The 15,386-nt window shown below is 38.0% G+C and carries 15 protein-coding genes; 14 read left to right on the top strand and 1 reads right to left on the bottom strand.

From position 1 onward, the window contains the following. Positions 1 to 144 precede the first annotated feature (144 nt). The 8 genes from fabZ (at position 145) to pgtP (ending at position 8,048) form a co-directional block, all read left to right on the top strand. Positions 145 to 579 carry a 3-hydroxyacyl-ACP dehydratase FabZ gene (fabZ, locus tag BCER98_RS19150; protein WP_012096245.1) on the top strand — a complete coding sequence of 145 codons (435 nt, stop codon included), beginning with the start codon at positions 145 to 147 and terminating at the stop codon, positions 577 to 579. Positions 580 to 750: 171 nt separating this feature from the next. After that, positions 751 to 1,659, top strand: coding sequence for a polyisoprenyl-teichoic acid--peptidoglycan teichoic acid transferase TagU (gene tagU, locus BCER98_RS19145; protein ID WP_012096244.1), 909 nt, complete (start codon positions 751 to 753; stop codon positions 1,657 to 1,659). A gap of 97 nt (positions 1,660 to 1,756) precedes the next feature. Beyond that, on the top strand, positions 1,757 to 2,584 hold the full coding sequence (locus tag BCER98_RS19140; RefSeq protein WP_012096243.1) for an SGNH/GDSL hydrolase family protein: 828 nt from the start codon (positions 1,757 to 1,759) through the stop codon (positions 2,582 to 2,584). A gap of 113 nt (positions 2,585 to 2,697) precedes the next feature. Continuing rightward, a complete protein-coding gene (locus BCER98_RS19135) occupies positions 2,698 to 3,369 on the top strand; it encodes a response regulator transcription factor (RefSeq protein WP_012096242.1) in 672 nt (223 codons plus the stop codon). 8 nt (positions 3,370 to 3,377) lie between these two features. Next, on the top strand, positions 3,378 to 4,808 hold the full coding sequence (locus BCER98_RS19130) for a sensor histidine kinase (RefSeq protein ID WP_012096241.1): 1,431 nt from the start codon (positions 3,378 to 3,380) through the stop codon (positions 4,806 to 4,808). 66 nt (positions 4,809 to 4,874) lie between these two features. Next, positions 4,875 to 5,657 carry a DUF3919 family protein gene (locus BCER98_RS19125; protein ID WP_012096240.1) on the top strand — a complete coding sequence of 261 codons (783 nt, stop codon included), beginning with the start codon at positions 4,875 to 4,877 and terminating at the stop codon, positions 5,655 to 5,657. Next, entirely contained in the window at positions 5,654 to 6,688 is a 1,035-nt protein-coding gene (locus BCER98_RS19120) for an ABC transporter substrate-binding protein (protein ID WP_012096239.1), read from the top strand. The genes BCER98_RS19125 and BCER98_RS19120 overlap by 4 nt, the downstream gene beginning before the upstream one ends. A 19-nt stretch (positions 6,689 to 6,707) precedes the next feature. Next, positions 6,708 to 8,048, top strand: a complete 1,341-nt coding sequence (gene pgtP, locus BCER98_RS19115) for an MFS transporter (protein ID WP_012096238.1) — start codon at positions 6,708 to 6,710, stop codon at positions 8,046 to 8,048. Positions 8,049 to 8,201: 153 nt separating this feature from the next. On the opposite strand, the gene BCER98_RS19110 is transcribed toward pgtP, so the two are convergent. Next, entirely contained in the window at positions 8,202 to 9,818 is a 1,617-nt protein-coding gene (locus BCER98_RS19110) for an N-acetylmuramoyl-L-alanine amidase (protein WP_012096236.1), read from the bottom strand. 363 nt (positions 9,819 to 10,181) lie between these two features. On the opposite strand from BCER98_RS19110, the gene BCER98_RS19105 reads away from it, so the two are divergent. From BCER98_RS19105 to BCER98_RS19080, 6 genes are all read left to right on the top strand, one after another. Further along, positions 10,182 to 10,622, top strand: coding sequence for a hypothetical protein (locus BCER98_RS19105; RefSeq protein ID WP_012096235.1), 441 nt, complete (start codon positions 10,182 to 10,184; stop codon positions 10,620 to 10,622). Between the two features lie 205 nt (positions 10,623 to 10,827). Next, positions 10,828 to 12,015 (top strand): efflux RND transporter periplasmic adaptor subunit, encoded by a 1,188-nt coding sequence (locus tag BCER98_RS19100; RefSeq protein ID WP_012096233.1) that lies wholly within the window; start codon positions 10,828 to 10,830, stop codon positions 12,013 to 12,015. Next, positions 12,012 to 12,692 (top strand): ABC transporter ATP-binding protein, encoded by a 681-nt coding sequence (locus BCER98_RS19095; protein ID WP_012096232.1) that lies wholly within the window; start codon positions 12,012 to 12,014, stop codon positions 12,690 to 12,692. Before BCER98_RS19100 ends, BCER98_RS19095 begins: the two co-directional genes overlap by 4 nt. Next, positions 12,689 to 13,885 carry an ABC transporter permease gene (locus BCER98_RS19090; protein ID WP_012096231.1) on the top strand — a complete coding sequence of 399 codons (1,197 nt, stop codon included), beginning with the start codon at positions 12,689 to 12,691 and terminating at the stop codon, positions 13,883 to 13,885. The genes BCER98_RS19095 and BCER98_RS19090 overlap by 4 nt, the downstream gene beginning before the upstream one ends. Before the next feature lie 130 nt (positions 13,886 to 14,015). Beyond that, complete coding sequence (locus BCER98_RS19085; RefSeq protein ID WP_012096230.1) at positions 14,016 to 14,705, top strand: Yip1 family protein; 690 nt, start codon at positions 14,016 to 14,018, stop codon at positions 14,703 to 14,705. A gap of 207 nt (positions 14,706 to 14,912) precedes the next feature. Then, a complete protein-coding gene (locus BCER98_RS19080) occupies positions 14,913 to 15,383 on the top strand; it encodes a sigma-70 family RNA polymerase sigma factor (RefSeq protein ID WP_012096229.1) in 471 nt (156 codons plus the stop codon). Positions 15,384 to 15,386: the final 3 nt, after the last annotated feature.

Raw genomic sequence — 15,386 nt, 5'->3', positions numbered from 1 at the left:
AAGCTTGTTATTGAGAAAAGGGTGTGTGCATTTTTTTTGAAATCTATAGCGTTTCTTTTTTTATAATGACAAACCACTGGCAAAATGGGATAATAACATATATCCTAGTGGTAAGACCAATATGGAAGAAGGAGCGATATTTTCATGTTAAACATAGAACAAATTAAAGAAATCATTCCGCACCGTTACCCATTCTTGCTCGTTGATCAAGTATTAGAAGTAGAAGAGGGAAAGCGCGCAGTCGGAATTAAAAATGTATCTGCAAATGAAGAATTCTTTAATGGGCATTTCCCTGAATATGCAGTCATGCCAGGGGTATTAATTGTGGAAGCGTTGGCTCAAGTTGGAGCAATTGCGATATTAAAGAAAGAAGAAAATCGCGGACGCCTAGCCTTCTTTGGAGGTATTGATCATTGCCGCTTTAAAAAACAAGTCCGCCCGGGTGATCAACTTCGCTTAGAAGTGGAATTGACACGCGTACGCGGTCCGATTGGAAAAGGAAAAGCTGTCGCAACGGTAGATGGTGAAATTGTCTGTGAAGCAGAAATTACATTTGCTCTTGGAGAAAAGAAGGAATAATATAAATTTAAATAGACGGATAACGAAAAATGTTATTCGTCTATTTTTTAGATGAACATATTGGTGTAGTATTTGTGGCTGGAGAGGAATATCTTGAGGGTAAATGATAAAAAGGGAAATATATCGTATAATTAGGGAGTTATTGTTGGTTAAAGAAAGAAAGGTGAAAGAATGAAAAAGAAAATTGTATTATGGATATTAGGAGTTATAGGAATCATGATTATAGGTGGAGGAATTTACGCCTACAACATTTATTCCTCAGTTTCAAAAACATTAGATGAAGTTCATAAACCTTTAAAACGTGATGAAAATAATAAGCAGGAAGAAAAAATTAGTAAGTCTAAGCCTGTTTCAATTTTATTACTAGGAGCAGATGAACGTGGAACTGATAAAGGACGTTCAGACTCCCTTATGGTTATTACGCTCAATCCACAAACGAACTCTATGAAAACGCTAAGTATCCCTCGTGATACGTACACAGAGATTGTGGGAAAAGGAAAGAAAGATAAGATTAACCATGCCTATGCATTCGGTGGAGTAGACATGTCTGTTGCGACAGTAGAGAATTTCTTAAATATTCCTATTAACTACTATATAGAAGTGAACATGGAAGGATTTAAGGATATTGTTGATGCGGTTGATGGGGTAGATGTAAATAATGATTTAGAATTTACACAAAACAAGCATCATTTTGCGAAGGGAAATATTCATTTAACAGGTGATGAGGCTTTAGCATATACTCGTATGCGTAAGGCGGATTCACGTGGAGACTTTGGACGTCAAATGCGTCAGCGTCAAGTGATGCAAGCTGTTATTAAAAAAGGAGCAAGTTTCTCTTCGCTTACAAACTACGGTGATGTATTAAATGCAATTCAAAAGAATGTGAAGACGAATTTAACACAGGATCAAATGTTTGAGATGCAGAAAAACTATAAAGATTGTTTAAAAAATAGTGAAGAAATCCAAATCCCAGGAGATGGTCACAAAGCAGCTGACGGCATTTGGTACTATTATGTTACAGATCACGCAAAACAAGAGTTAACAAATAAATTAAAAGCTCATCTTGAGTTAACACAATAATGTATAAACCCAACTCTCTTTGGTAGGAGTTGGGTTTATTTTCGCATAGTTTTGTATTACTATTATATGGTGTGAGATTAGTAGACGAGGTGAATCGATGAATAAGAAAGTAGTGCTTGTCCTTGTCGTTTTCGTACTATTTGTGGCTTCTATTGTAAGTGGCAAATTGTACTGGAATAAGAAGATTGCAAAAGCAACGGAACAGACAAGTGAAGTGAAAGTAACAAAAGTTGAATCGAAAGAGCAAGAGACAAAAATAGAAGAGGGAAAGCAAAGTACAAAAGATACAAAGGCATCTTTTAATGAAAATTATGCAAAGAATTTACCAGATGCAGTGCAAGAAAAATTAAAGAAAGCAGTTGCTGATAAGAAGACAGTCAATCTTGTTATTGTTGGTGATCAAGCATCATCATCTGAAAACGGTGCTTGGACAACGAAATTTATAGCGAATTTAGATGAAGCATATGGTAAAGGCTTATGGAATGTAACGGTAAAAGCGTATAAAAATGAAAGTACGGATGAATTAATTGCAAATAAGCGAAATAAAGAGATTGCGAAAGAGAGTCCTGATGTTATTTTATTTGAACCACCTTTTATTACAGATAATAATAAAACAGGTAATGGAAATTCTGTAGCCAATACACAAAAGTTTGTACAAGCGCTTGCTACGAGTGCGAAAGACGCTGTGATTATGATTCAGCCGCCGAACCCAGTATACGGTGCGAAAAATTATCCGAAAGCGATTGAGGCATTAAAGCAATTTGCGATGCAAAATGGTTATACATACATTAATCACTGGGAAGCATGGCCAAGTTCAGCAACGAAAGCAATTATGCCATACTTGCAGGAAGAATTCGGTTTTCCATCTGAGAAGGGACATGAACTTTGGGCGCAGTATGTTACGGATTATTTTGTAGCAAAATAATAATATCTAGATAAGAAAAAGAGGCGATCATCGACAAAATATGTTCGATGATCGCCTCTCTTTTTTTGTACGATATTTGCTATACTAAAATATGCGATGAAAGGAGGAGACAGATGAAAATTCTCGTGGTGGATGATGAATCGAGCATTCGGAATTTGATTCGGATGCAGCTGGAGATCGAAGGATATGAGGTACTGACGGCAGCTAGTGGGAAAGAGGCGCTAGAGAGATGGGAAGATGGGCCGGATGTGCTCATTTTAGATGTGATGCTTCCGGATATAGATGGATATGAGTTGCTTCGTTTGTTTCGGGAGAGGGATCGCGATATTCCGGTGCTGATGCTGACAGCGAAGAGTCAGATGAATGATAAGTTGCTTGGGCTTCAGCTTGGTGCAGATGATTATGTGACGAAGCCATTTAATTATGCCGAGCTGATTCTTCGAGTGAAGAATATGGCGCGGCGCGTGACGAAGAGGGAAGTGCCTCAGAATCATGAGGTGATTCGTGCTGGCGAGATTGTCGTTTGTCCAAAGGAACGGAAGGTGCATGTGAATGGAGAGGAAGTGCAGCTGACGTACCGGGAGTTTAATTTATGTAAGCTGTTTGTTTCGAATCCGCAGCGCGTATTTATGAGAGAAGAATTGCTTGAGAAGGTGTGGGGCTTTGAGTATATCGGGAATACAAGAGCGGTGGATATTATGGTGCAGCGCCTTAGAAAGAAACTTAAGGCAAGTGGTGAGCATATTAAGACAATTTACGGTGTTGGATATAAGCTGGATTGTTAGGTGATGAGATGTCGTTAAAACGAAATATGGTGTTTGGCATTGTCGGATTGTTGATTCCGATTCTTTGTCTTTTATATACAGTGATTTATATTGCGCTTGAGAAGAATATGTATCGTAATGCAGCGGCTTCCTTAGAGAAGCTAAGTGTAGAAGCGCAAATGTATACGATGAATTATATAGAGAAGGAAGCAGAAGTAGAGAAAATCGGACAAAGTTCTCTTCTAGTGGCATCTTATTTAGCAAAACGCATGGATGTCCGCGTGCAGATGATTGGGAGAAATGGAGACGTTGTGGCAGATACGGAGAAAGGGGCATTGCTTCATAAGAACGTCGATATTGAGAAGTCATTACAAGGAAAGAAAGCGTATGTGTTTGAAGATAATGAACCAGCGCCGCTCCTTTTATTTTCAAGTCCGGTTTATTATGGAAACGATGTCATTGGCTCCATTCGCTTTATTAGTGAGCTAAAGGATGAGAAGGAGATTTTAACAAATGTGAGCTGGACGTTTCTTATGACATCGCTTTGTTTAGTTGCAGGAGGAATTTTCTTTGCGATTCGATTAGCAAATTCACTTCATAAGCCAATTGATCAGTTACGGCAAATGGCGCAGCGGCTCGCAAATGGCGATTATCAAAGTAAGATTGAGCTGAATGAATATGTAGAAATTGCGCAGCTTTCTGCGTCCTTTAATGCGATGGCGGATGGGATTGAACTTCATATATCGCAGCTGAAGGAAGAGAAGGAAAAGCAAAAGGATTTCTTAGACCGAATTACACATGAGTTAAAAACACCCCTTACAGCGATTATTGGGTATGTCGATTTAATTCCAAAGTTAAAATCAAGGGAAGATATAAAGGAGAGTCTCCGTTATGTTTCGGTGGAAAGTCATCGATTATTATCGCTTGTGGAGGAACTCTTGCAATCATCAAAATACGGAACGAGTACGTTTGAAGTGTCGCCAACGATTGTGAATATAAAGGAGTTAGCAGACGAAGCCATTTCCATTGTTACTCCGCGCCTGCAGCAATTTGAAATTGAGGTAATTCATGAATTACCGGAAATATATGTTGTGGCGGATTTTGATAAGACAAAGCAGATTTTCTTAAATGTGCTTGATAATGCGATTAAGTATAGTGATGCTTCAAAGATAAGTTTGAGTGTTACGATGAATGAACGGGAAGCAAAAGTAAGGATGTATGATGACGGAATTGGCATGGATGAAGAAGTGCTAGCTGAATGGAATCGCTCTTCAAAAGGGACAAAGCTTACTTCTAGTTATGGAAATGGCTATGGCTTATCCATTTGCCAGGAGATTATGAATAAGCAAGGCGGAAGCATGCAGATTGAAAGCAGCGCGGAAGTGGGAACGATTGTGACGCTGACATTTTTATTGCCAAGGCATATGGAAGATATAAAAAACTTGAAAGCGGTTGAATGATACATTTATGAAACAATTATGCGGTATTTTCGAAACAACGTTTTTTTATCTTGGAGGTAGGCAGAAATGAAAAGGCTATCATTTCAAATTCTTTTCTTTGTCTTTTGTATCATTGCTTCTTTCATATTGTTTTATATGTTAGAGGAGCAGTTATATAACCGCATTACAATTGTGGATGATAAAGAAGCCGTTTTAGAAAAATCGAATGAATCTCTTCCGACTGAAGTAAGAGTAAAGCATGAGAAGTGGGGAGAAGTCGTTGTAACGGATGAAGTTCGTCTACATGCGATCGTTTCGTTCTTTGATCGAATGAAAGTAGAGCAAACAGAAGCGAAGGTCCAGGAACAAGTATTTACTGGAGAAGTAACATACTTGAATGGACATAAGCGTACTTTTGCAGTAGGTGACTTGTTCCAGTACGGGGCAGAGGTATACGGCAAGAAGGGCATGAATACGATGGTTTCTGCGTTTCAAACGTATTTACTAAGCCTCTATTATACGCCGGAGTTGATTTACAAATTCTTTGCCTCGGCGCAGGAAGTTGTGATAAAGCAAGGCGGAAGGGTACGTACGGTGGATCTTACGCCAATTTTAGATTCGATTCGGCAAGCAAAACAAATAACAGATTATGGAGAAATTCAGAAGCTATTGCAATCACAGAATGAACCGATTGCTTATGTGACTGCTTATCACAGAGGAAAGCACGTTGCGAATCATCGTGAGGATATATTGACAATCTCTGTCTACCCTTCGTACTTCGTTGTGCAGTATCTTGGTGATAATAATGGGAATGTCATGTATATGAAAGGCTCCCTAGCTGATTTGCTTGTAAAGGAGAATGTTTCATGAGAAAGATAGCCTTTTTTCTTTTTTTGCTTGTAATGGGAGGAGCGATGTCTAGTTGCTCTCGAGATACAACCTCTATTCAATATCATAAAAATGGTCTTCCAAATTTAAAGGATCGTCATCTTGTTGCGTATGTAGCGGCTCGTGAAGAAGTAGGTGAAGCGCTTCTATCATCATTTTGTAAGCCGCGCGGGTGTACGTATGAGTTTATTCGCCTTTCGACAGAAGAAATATTACGAAGAGTAGAAGAGGAATCGAAAAGTCCGAAGGCGGATATTATTATTGGTGGTACATTAGATGCGCATCAAACGATGAAGCGAAAAAAGCTATCCATTCCGGTTACAAGTCAGCATGCCAGTCGTCTTTCTACAGCTGTTAAAGATAAAGATGACTTTTGGTATGGCTATGAAGTAGAACAACTTGCGATTATGGTGAATAAGGAGCGGTGGAATGAAGAAATTGCGCCGCTAGGACTTTCTTATCCGAAGGAGTGGAAAGACTTATTACACCCTGCATATGCCGAGAAAGTGGTCATGCCGAATCCCAATATTTCAGGAACTGCCTACACGTTGTTCCAATCATTTATTGATACATTTGGTGAAGAAGAAGCAAAAGGGTATGTGAAAAGTCTTGCCCATCAAGTTGCGAAAGTGACAATTAATGGATATATGCCGGCTGAGTATGTAGCAAGTGGGGAATATTTGATCGGAATTAACTTTATAGGAGATCAGCGAATGCTTCAAAAACAGGGCTTTCCGATTGTAAGTCAAGTGCCGGGGCAGACAGGGTTATCTGTGAACGCCATTTCGAAACTAAGAGATGCACCAGGTGGTATTCTAGCGGATTTATTTATTGATTATTGCTTATCGGAAGAAGCGGGGCATATTTTAGAGAAAGTTTCGTTTGGCGTGCCGACTATGCTTGCGAAGAATCAGAAAGAAATAGAAGGTCAGCCTGTGAGAAGAACAAATAAAGATATATCAAATAGTGGGCTTATCGAGATTTGGAATAGACAGCGTCTCTCTCAAAAGTAGATAAAGGAGAAGAGATGGTATGTTTAAATGGTTAAAACCAGCACCAGCGATAGAACGATTACCAACGGATATGATTGATAAAGTATACAGACTGTTACGCATCCGCGTGTTAATTGGGATTTCAGTTGGATATGCAGCGTATTATTTAGTTCGTAGTAACTTTACGTTATCAAGTACGTATTTAATGAAGGAATACGGTTTTAGTACAACGCAAATTGGTTTATTAGGTTCCGTTGTTGCGATTGTATATGGACTAAGTAAGTTCTTTATGGGGAATTTATCAGATAAAGCGTATGCTCAGCGTTTTATTGCGGTTGGTTTATTCTTATCAGCAATTATAAATATTTGTTTTGGGTTTGCATCTTCATTTGGAATGATTTTAACATTATTAGTTTTCAATAATATTTTCCAAGGGATGGGGGCACCGCCTTGTAGTACCGTAATGACAAAGTGGTTCTCAAAGAAAGAGCGTGGTACCAAAACAGGGCTTTGGAATATTTCACATAACGTCGGCGGCATGCTTGTACCACCACTTGTTGGTATCGGTGTAGGGATTTTCGGTGAAAGTCATTGGCAAGCCGGTGTGTTTATTTTCCCGGCGATAATTGCAATGGTAATTTCAGTTCTTATGTGGATCAATGCAAAGGATACACCAGAATCTGCTGGTCTTCCGCCAATTGATGAATATCGTAATGACTATGAAAATCTTGAAAAAGCAGACAATGCAAACAAAATGTCACCAAAAGACATTTTAATGAAATATGTTGTGAAAAATAAATTTGTTTGGTACTTATGTATTGCGAATGCATTCGTATACTTAATTCGCTTTGGTGTTATTAACTGGGTACCAATTTACTTAACGACTGTAAAAGGATTTACGCAAGCGCAGTCCCATGCAGCGTATTCTATTTTTGAAGGAATGGCAATTCCAAGCTCCTTACTAGTTGGTCTTTTAAGTGATAAATTATTTAAAGGAAAACGTATGCCACTATGCGTAATTAGTATGGCTGGTGTTGTTGTTGGAACGATTGTATATTGGCAGGCAACTAGCATATTGGTTGTAAGTATTGCTGTTTCTATTATCGGTTGCTTAATTTACGTTCCTCAGTTCTTAATTGGTCTAAGTGCAATGGAATTAGTACCGAAATTTGCAGTAGGTACAACAGTTGGTATGTGCGGTCTATTTGCTTATGTAGGAGGAAGCTTAACAGCGAACTTAATCATCGGATTCATGGTTGATCACTCTGGCTGGGATGGTTGCTTTATCTTACTACTTGCAGGTGGTATTCTATCAACATTATTCCTATTAATTGTACAACTTGGACACGAAAGAAAAAGTCCAGCGAACAAAACAGCATAATGATGTATAGAAAAGAGCAATCCAAAAAGAAATGTTTTTGGATTGCTCTTTTTATAATGGTTGAAGATTTATATGAGAAAATACAACTTTTCCTGTATTTTACTATTCGTGAATGATCACTTTATCTTTCGTTCTTTGGATATATGAATTGACTTAGTAATAAGCAGACACGTTATGGCCTTTCCATGCATAGTAATCTAGGATACCAGCATAGATGGCTTCCGCTGCGCGTTGTCTCCATTCAGGTGAAGCTAATTTTTTTCCGTCTGCTTCATTATCTACAAAGCCAAGTTCTGTTAATACAGATGGCATTGTATTTGCGCGAAGGACATATAAATTTTCTGTTTTTATACCTCTGTCACGTGTTTTAAGAGCCGTTATCAGACGCTTTTGAATTTTTTCAGCCAGTACACGACTATCATTTACATATGGATTTGCTTCTTGCGTTGGAGCTTTGTAGTAGAAAGTTTCTGTACCATGTGCGCTGCCGTTGTAACCATTCGCATGAATACTTACAAAGATATCACCTTTATTTTTTTGAGCAAATTCCACTCGTTTTACTAGAGAGTCTTTTGAATCTTTTCCTGGTCTTGAATGTGCATCACGTGTTAGCAGTGCAGTAAACGGTGTTTTTTGAGCAAATAGTTTTTGCACGCGTACTGCTGTGTCGTATACAACTGGGCTTTCATTCATATAAATCCCTTTATGCCCGATATCTATTCCGCCATGACCTGGATCGATAATAATTGCTTTTCCTTCTAAGAAGTTATTTTGTTTATTTTGTTTGTCTTGTTTGTTTTGAGGGGTTAATTGGTTTTTATCTACCCATTGGAAACCAGCATTTGTCCGAATGCGAATCCAACTACCCTTTTCTTCAATAACTGTTACTGTTTGCGGAGCATATGTGCCCAATACTTTAGACGAATGCGATGCTTCTTGATACGTAGTAAATGTACTATGAATCGCTTCTCTCTTTTCTTGTAACGGAGTCCATTTATCCCCTTTATTCGTTACAATTTTTAACCAACCATCTGCACGTTTTTCTTTGACCACAATGATTTGCGGTGCATGCTGATTTGCTGTAATCCCTGAGGATAATGATGGCTGATGATATGTAATGAAATATCTATTCATATACATTCTTTTTGCCGTATCTGCTTTTTTCATATCTGTTTGTGCAATAAATTGTGCTGCTTCTGCACGCGTTACAATACCACGTGGTTTCCAGCCATCGCCAGTACCTTTTGAAATTCCTAGTGCAACTAATATATTCGCTAGTTTTTCGCCCCAATGTCCTTGTAAATCACCAAACTGCGTTGGTAAATCACCAATAATTTTATTGTTTAGTTTGTAAGCTTCAACAAGCATAGAGGCCATAGAAGCACGATCAATGTGTTTAGAAGGGTTAAAGTTACCGCTTCCATCCCCTTTAATGACACCAGCTTTCTCAACCGCTGCAATATATGGAGCTGCCCAATGGTTTTTGGCATCTTGGAACGACGGTTTTGCCTCTTTGTTAATCTTTAAACCTAGTATCATAGCCATTAACTTTGCAGCTGAACCACGGTCAATTTGTTCAGAGGGTGAGAAGGTTCCATCTGGTTTTCCGTCAAGTGCTTTTTTCTCTACTAAGTAGTTAACGGATTGTTGCGCCCACTTTGGTACATCTGGAAATGTCTTTTTTGCAGCTAAAGTACTGACGGGGGAAAGGAGTAAGTTCGCTGCCAAAATTCCTACTGTAAGTTTTGTTGTAATTCTCTTATAGTTCACTTGATTCGCTTCCTTTCTAAAATATTGTTAAATAGATTTTGTTATATTGTAATAGTTAAGATGAGCCTCTCTTTTTATTATCTTCCATAACTTGATAGATAAAAAGAGAGAAAAACTCCTTTAATAAAGGGAGATTCATGCAATGAGCTGGAACTGAGAAAACGAGGAATAATGTTTTTTTGCGAGATAATATTAATATATTTTCTATTACACATGCATCATCTACCTTTCAAGAATATACGTGTTTCATGGCTCTTCTCTACATATAAACTTAACGTATACTTTACAATTGCTTTAAAAATACATGTTAAAATTTAGTAGGAGTCTGAAAGACGAATTATATGTATAAAGGAGCTGCTGGGGTTGGGAATCTTTATATCGGAAGTTGAGACGTTCTATTTTTGTTCAGCAACTGTCACAGAAGAGGATTGTACATTTGATTTTGTCGTTCGTAGCACACCGGTTGGGATTTCAATTTGTTTTGTGGAGAATGGGTATGAGGATGAGTGGTTTCCAATGAATGTGGAGACTTATTTGAGAGTAAATGAAGGGATGTTTCCAAATGAGGAAGCAAAAGAAGAGTTTCGGAGACAATTAAAGAGTGAAACAGGCTGGATGCTTGATAAACAAGGGGAAAGCGAAGGGTGTATGATTCAAAGAGCGATGAATGCAGCTGAATATGAAGCCTTTCAGCTTGTGAAAAGGAATATTCCTAAAAAAATGAGAAAAGATGATTCGAGATTTTTAATGGAAGATGAACCGAGAGAACATCTTTTTAAACATCGCTCAGGTCACCTTATGTAAGGTGGCTTTTTTACGCTATTTTTCCTTAAAACTTGCTTAAAAGATAAGCTGTTATATTTCTAAACATTATTATTTTTGTTACAATATAATTGTCAGTGTAAAACTTTGTAAAAAAGGCGTAATGGTAGAAAAGGTTTCGTTATGTTTTTCTGAAAGTTTTGTATTATGTTGTTATTATCATATCAATATAAAAAGGAGAGAGAATATGTTACCAAACACGGTTCGTACTCCAAACAAAAAAAAGAAATGGATGATCATTGGGATTATTACATTAATTGTTGTCGTTGCAGCGATTAACATTTTCGTCATGCAAAATAAGAAGGGCGAGGCGAAGGCGGATGCTATTAGTTTCGAAAAAGTAACAGAGCGTAAGCTAAATAATACGAAATTAATTGCAGGACAAGTAAAGCCAGGAAATATCGAAAGTTTCTATGCAGATCCAACAAAAGGGAAAGTGAAAGATATTGCCGTAAAAGAAGGGCAAGAAGTTGAAAAGGGAACGAAGTTATTCTCTTATGATAATGAAGAAATCAATTTGCAAATACAACAAGCCGAGCTTGAGCAAAAAATGGCAACGATGCGTTATGATCAGACGCAGAAGAAAATAGATTCATTGAAGAAAGAGGTTAAGAAAGCGAAAGACAGCGGCGCTGGAAAAGAAGTGACAGAGCCGATGGAAGAGCAAGTAAGTGAATTAGAATTACAGCAAAAAACAGCGGATCTTGAAAAAGAAAAAGGTAAGTTGCAGGTAGAAGAATTACAGAAAAAACAGAAAGAACTTACGATTTATAGCAACTTTGCAGGTGTTGTACAAAAGCTAGATAAAGATGCAGCGCAAAGTTCCTCACAAGCGATGGGTGGACAAGGAAAAGCATTTTTACAAATCGCTTCTAAAGAGCCATTCCAAATTCAAGGGACATTAACGGAGCTTCAAAAATCACAAATTCAAAAAGATCAAACATTTACTGTAACAGCGAAAGCAAACAGTAAGAAAAAATGGACAGGTAAGATTATAGAGGTAAGTGAGTTCCCAACAAGTGCAGAGATGGCACAAGCGGCAGGAGCAGGTGAAGCGACGCAAAATATGTCTCAATATACATATAAAGCAAGCCTTGATAGTCAAGATGGTTTATCTCCAGGTTATCATGTGTCACTTCAAGTCAATTTAGAAAATAAGAAAATGATTGCTGTTCCAAGCAAGAGCATTGTTGAAAAAGGTGACGATGCATTTGTATATGTAGAAGAAAAAGGAAAGCTTCGTAAGCAAAATGTGAAGAAAGGGTCTACTGATGGAGATTGGACAGAAGTTCTTGAAGGTGTAACAGTGGGACAAAAGGTGGTTAAAAATCCTTCCGACAAAGTGTATGACGGAATGGAAGTGAAAGAAAAATGATTACACTAAATAATATTCAAAAAACGTATTATCAAGGAAAATTGGCAGTACCCATTCTACACGGCATTAGTTTAACGATTCAAAATGGTGAATTTGTATCGATTATGGGCCCGTCTGGTTCTGGTAAATCGACACTTATGAATATTATTGGTTGTTTAGATCGTCCGACAGAAGGCGAATATATGTTGAACGATGTGAATATCTTAACAGCAGACGAGTCAAAACTTGCTCTTATTCGCAATGAATATATTGGCTTTGTCTTTCAACATTTTAACTTATTGCCGCGTCTTTCAGCGGTGGAAAATGTTGAATTACCACTTGTTTACGGTGGTGTGAAGAAAGCGGAGCGTCGTAAGCGTGCCCTTGAGGCTCTTAGCAAAGTAGGATTAGCAGATCGGGTGCATCATTTACCGAATGAATTGTCAGGTGGACAAAAGCAGCGCGTCGCAATTGCAAGGGCAATTGCGAATAACCCAACGTTTATTATGGCCGATGAGCCAACGGGCGCTCTTGATACGAAATCTGGTGAACAAGTGATGAATATCTTCACAAAGTTAAATGCAGAAGGTACAACAATTGTTATGGTTACGCATGAAGAAGAAGTCGCGGCATATTCTTCAAGACGCATTGTGCTGCGAGATGGAAAAATTACGGAAGATAGAAGGTGTGCGGTATGAGTTTATTAGATAGTATAAAAATTGCCCTATCTTCTATCCTAGCGCATAAACTTCGTTCCGCACTTACGATGCTTGGTATTATTATCGGTGTCGGTTCTATTATTACTGTTGTTGCCATTGGACAGGGCGGAGAGGCGATGTTAAAGTCGAAAATTGCCGGCTCTGGTAATAACCTTATGCCGATTCACTTTGTTCCTGATATCAACGATCCATTTAGTAGAGAACAAGAAGCACCAAAGATTACAGATGAAGACATTTTTGAAGTGAAAAACATTAAAGAAGTTTCACATGTCATTACAACGAATACTATAATGGAACCACTTGAGGTAAATGATAAAAAAGAAATGGTTATGGTCATAGGGCTAGACAGTGAATACTTTTCGGTCAATAAAGTAAAGGTGGTAAAAGGACGCTCGTTAAATGAAGGGGATATTTCTCAAGGAAATAACGCGGTCATGATTAGTACAAAGACAGAAAAAGTATTATTCAAAGATGAGAATCCTGTTGGGAAAATTATCGAGATGAAAGGCCAACCAATGCAAATTATTGGTGTGTATCGATCGGATAATGAAATTATGGGATTTGAAAGTTCAGAAGCATTAATTCCTCTTACATTATGGCCAACTTTATATGGAACAGATGAAATTCAAAATATTTCCATCCAATCTAAAAATGTAGATGATCTAGAAACAGCGGGTAAAAAAGCTGTTGAAGTATTAAATAGTCGTAAGCCAAGTGAAATTTCAGGTAAGTATGAGATGATGAACTTAAAAGAATTCCAAGAAGGAGTTTCTAAAGTAACGAGTATCATGACAATGATTATCGGAGGAATCGCTGGTATTTCTCTAGTTGTTGGTGGTATTGGTGTGATGAATATTATGCTTGTATCTGTAACAGAGCGTACGCGTGAAATTGGTATACGGAAGGCGCTTGGGGCAACGCGTAGCAAAATTTTGCTACAATTCTTAATTGAAGCGGTTATGTTAACGCTGCTTGGCGGATTAATTGGGATTGGTCTTGGCTATGGCGGAGCATATATTGTGTCCACATTTGCGAAATGGCCACCGCTGGTCTCATGGGAAGTTGTCGTTGGCGGCGTCGTATTCTCCATGACACTCGGTATTATTTTCGGATTAATTCCAGCGAACAAGGCTGCGAAATTAGACCCAATTGAAGCACTTCGTTACGAGTAGATTGCTAGTGTAGTAGAGAGGTGCTCTCTACTACACATAGATTGTTCTAGTGGGCGGTTCGTAGTCTCTCAAGTAGAGAAGGTGAACCGCCCGGTAGAACGGGTGATATAAATGATAAGGAGGCGTTACAATGGAGCCAAATGTTAATGCGCAAGACGTAAGTGGGAAAAAGCCATCATTATTCGGAATGATTACATCTCCGAGCGTACAGTTTGAACGAATGAAAACGAAGAGCCCGGTTTGGGGAGCATTCTTTCTTTTCGTTATCATAACGGCGATTATAGCTAGTATTACTACGTACCAAGCGATGAATAATCCAGAAGCATTGGCAAATATTCCAGATCCAGAAGTGGCTAAAATGGCAGGGTATTTTAGTATTGGAATTGGAGTTATCGGCGGATTAATTGGTACAATATTTTGGTTTTTTGTTGTAGCAGGGATTTATAAAATTATTATGATGTTTATGGGCAACGATACACCGTATATGAAGGTATTATCTATTTACTTATATACGTATACTATTACAATTTTAGGAGCTATTGTAAATCTTATTTTAAAATTGATAATTGGCGGCTCTGCAGAAACTTCTTACACGAGTTTAGCACCTTTATTTGAACCAGGTACGTATCTTCATGGTGCTGCTTCAGCTTTTGAAGTTTTCAGTATTTGGGGATTAGTTGTCATGGGATTAGGTTTACAAATTGTAGCAGGATTAAGCAAGAAACAAGCAACAACGATTATTGTAATCTTCTTTATCCTTTCTGTTGCATTTAGTAGTTTAAGTGGTATTGCTTCTAGCTTCTCTAACTTAGGTCAATAAGATCATGAAAGCGGCTCTTTTTAGGGTCGTTTTTTTATTTGCACGTATTTCATATAGCAGCATGGAAATTTCAAATTTAGCTTGCTTAAATTTGAAATTTGCGAGATAGAATTTGAAATAACCTGCCATGAAATTCTCTTTCTCTTTTTATATTGTAAAAGTACCGCGGAATAACAAAAAGGTATACCTTTTAGAAATGGGTATGAGATGAAGCCGGTCACTTTTACTGAGGCAGTTACTTTGTATGAGAAAATGATTAAAAATCAAATGAAGCGGCTTTGCTTATATAAGGATTATGAGGAGTTTTATCAGTGCGGTTTAATAGGATTATGGATGGCATATGAAAGATATGAGGAAGAGAAAGGAAGTTTTTCGAATTATGCATTTGTGACAGTGCGTGGGTATTTGCTAGAGAAATTAAAGAAGGAGAATCGATTTCAAACATATCACACTTGTTTTGAACAAGAGCATTTCGAACATGTATGTGGAGTAGTAGAGGTATCATCGGAAGTTCACGAGTATATGAGTGTGTTAAATGAACGGGAAAAGCATGTGATTACCGAATCTTTTTTTATGGGAAAGAGCATTGATGAAATTGCAGGAGAGATGGGATTAACATACTATCAAGTGAGGTGGATATATCGGCAAGCGTTCAAAAAGATGCGTACTGGAGCGTAGTGG

Origin of the sequence: Bacillus cytotoxicus NVH 391-98, from assembly GCF_000017425.1 — a bacterium.
Classification (GTDB): Bacteria; Bacillota; Bacilli; order Bacillales; family Bacillaceae_G; genus Bacillus_A; species Bacillus_A cytotoxicus.
The sequence above is the reverse complement of the archived record's forward strand: the minus strand, read 5'-3'. Positions and strand labels throughout refer to the sequence as shown.

Coding starts and splice junctions, on each gene's coding strand:
- BCER98_RS19130 (WP_012096241.1), top strand. CDS start 3,378: ATGTCGTTAAAACGAAATATGGTGTTTGGCATTGTCGGATTGTTGATT.
- fabZ (WP_012096245.1), top strand. CDS start 145: ATGTTAAACATAGAACAAATTAAAGAAATCATTCCGCACCGTTACCCA.
- BCER98_RS19095 (WP_012096232.1), top strand. CDS start 12,012: ATGATTACACTAAATAATATTCAAAAAACGTATTATCAAGGAAAATTG.
- tagU (WP_012096244.1), top strand. CDS start 751: ATGAAAAAGAAAATTGTATTATGGATATTAGGAGTTATAGGAATCATG.
- BCER98_RS19090 (WP_012096231.1), top strand. CDS start 12,689: ATGAGTTTATTAGATAGTATAAAAATTGCCCTATCTTCTATCCTAGCG.
- BCER98_RS19125 (WP_012096240.1), top strand. CDS start 4,875: ATGAAAAGGCTATCATTTCAAATTCTTTTCTTTGTCTTTTGTATCATT.
- BCER98_RS19120 (WP_012096239.1), top strand. CDS start 5,654: ATGAGAAAGATAGCCTTTTTTCTTTTTTTGCTTGTAATGGGAGGAGCG.
- pgtP (WP_012096238.1), top strand. CDS start 6,708: ATGTTTAAATGGTTAAAACCAGCACCAGCGATAGAACGATTACCAACG.
- BCER98_RS19135 (WP_012096242.1), top strand. CDS start 2,698: ATGAAAATTCTCGTGGTGGATGATGAATCGAGCATTCGGAATTTGATT.
- BCER98_RS19080 (WP_012096229.1), top strand. CDS start 14,913: ATGAAGCCGGTCACTTTTACTGAGGCAGTTACTTTGTATGAGAAAATG.
- BCER98_RS19100 (WP_012096233.1), top strand. CDS start 10,828: ATGTTACCAAACACGGTTCGTACTCCAAACAAAAAAAAGAAATGGATG.
- BCER98_RS19140 (WP_012096243.1), top strand. CDS start 1,757: ATGAATAAGAAAGTAGTGCTTGTCCTTGTCGTTTTCGTACTATTTGTG.
- BCER98_RS19085 (WP_012096230.1), top strand. CDS start 14,016: ATGGAGCCAAATGTTAATGCGCAAGACGTAAGTGGGAAAAAGCCATCA.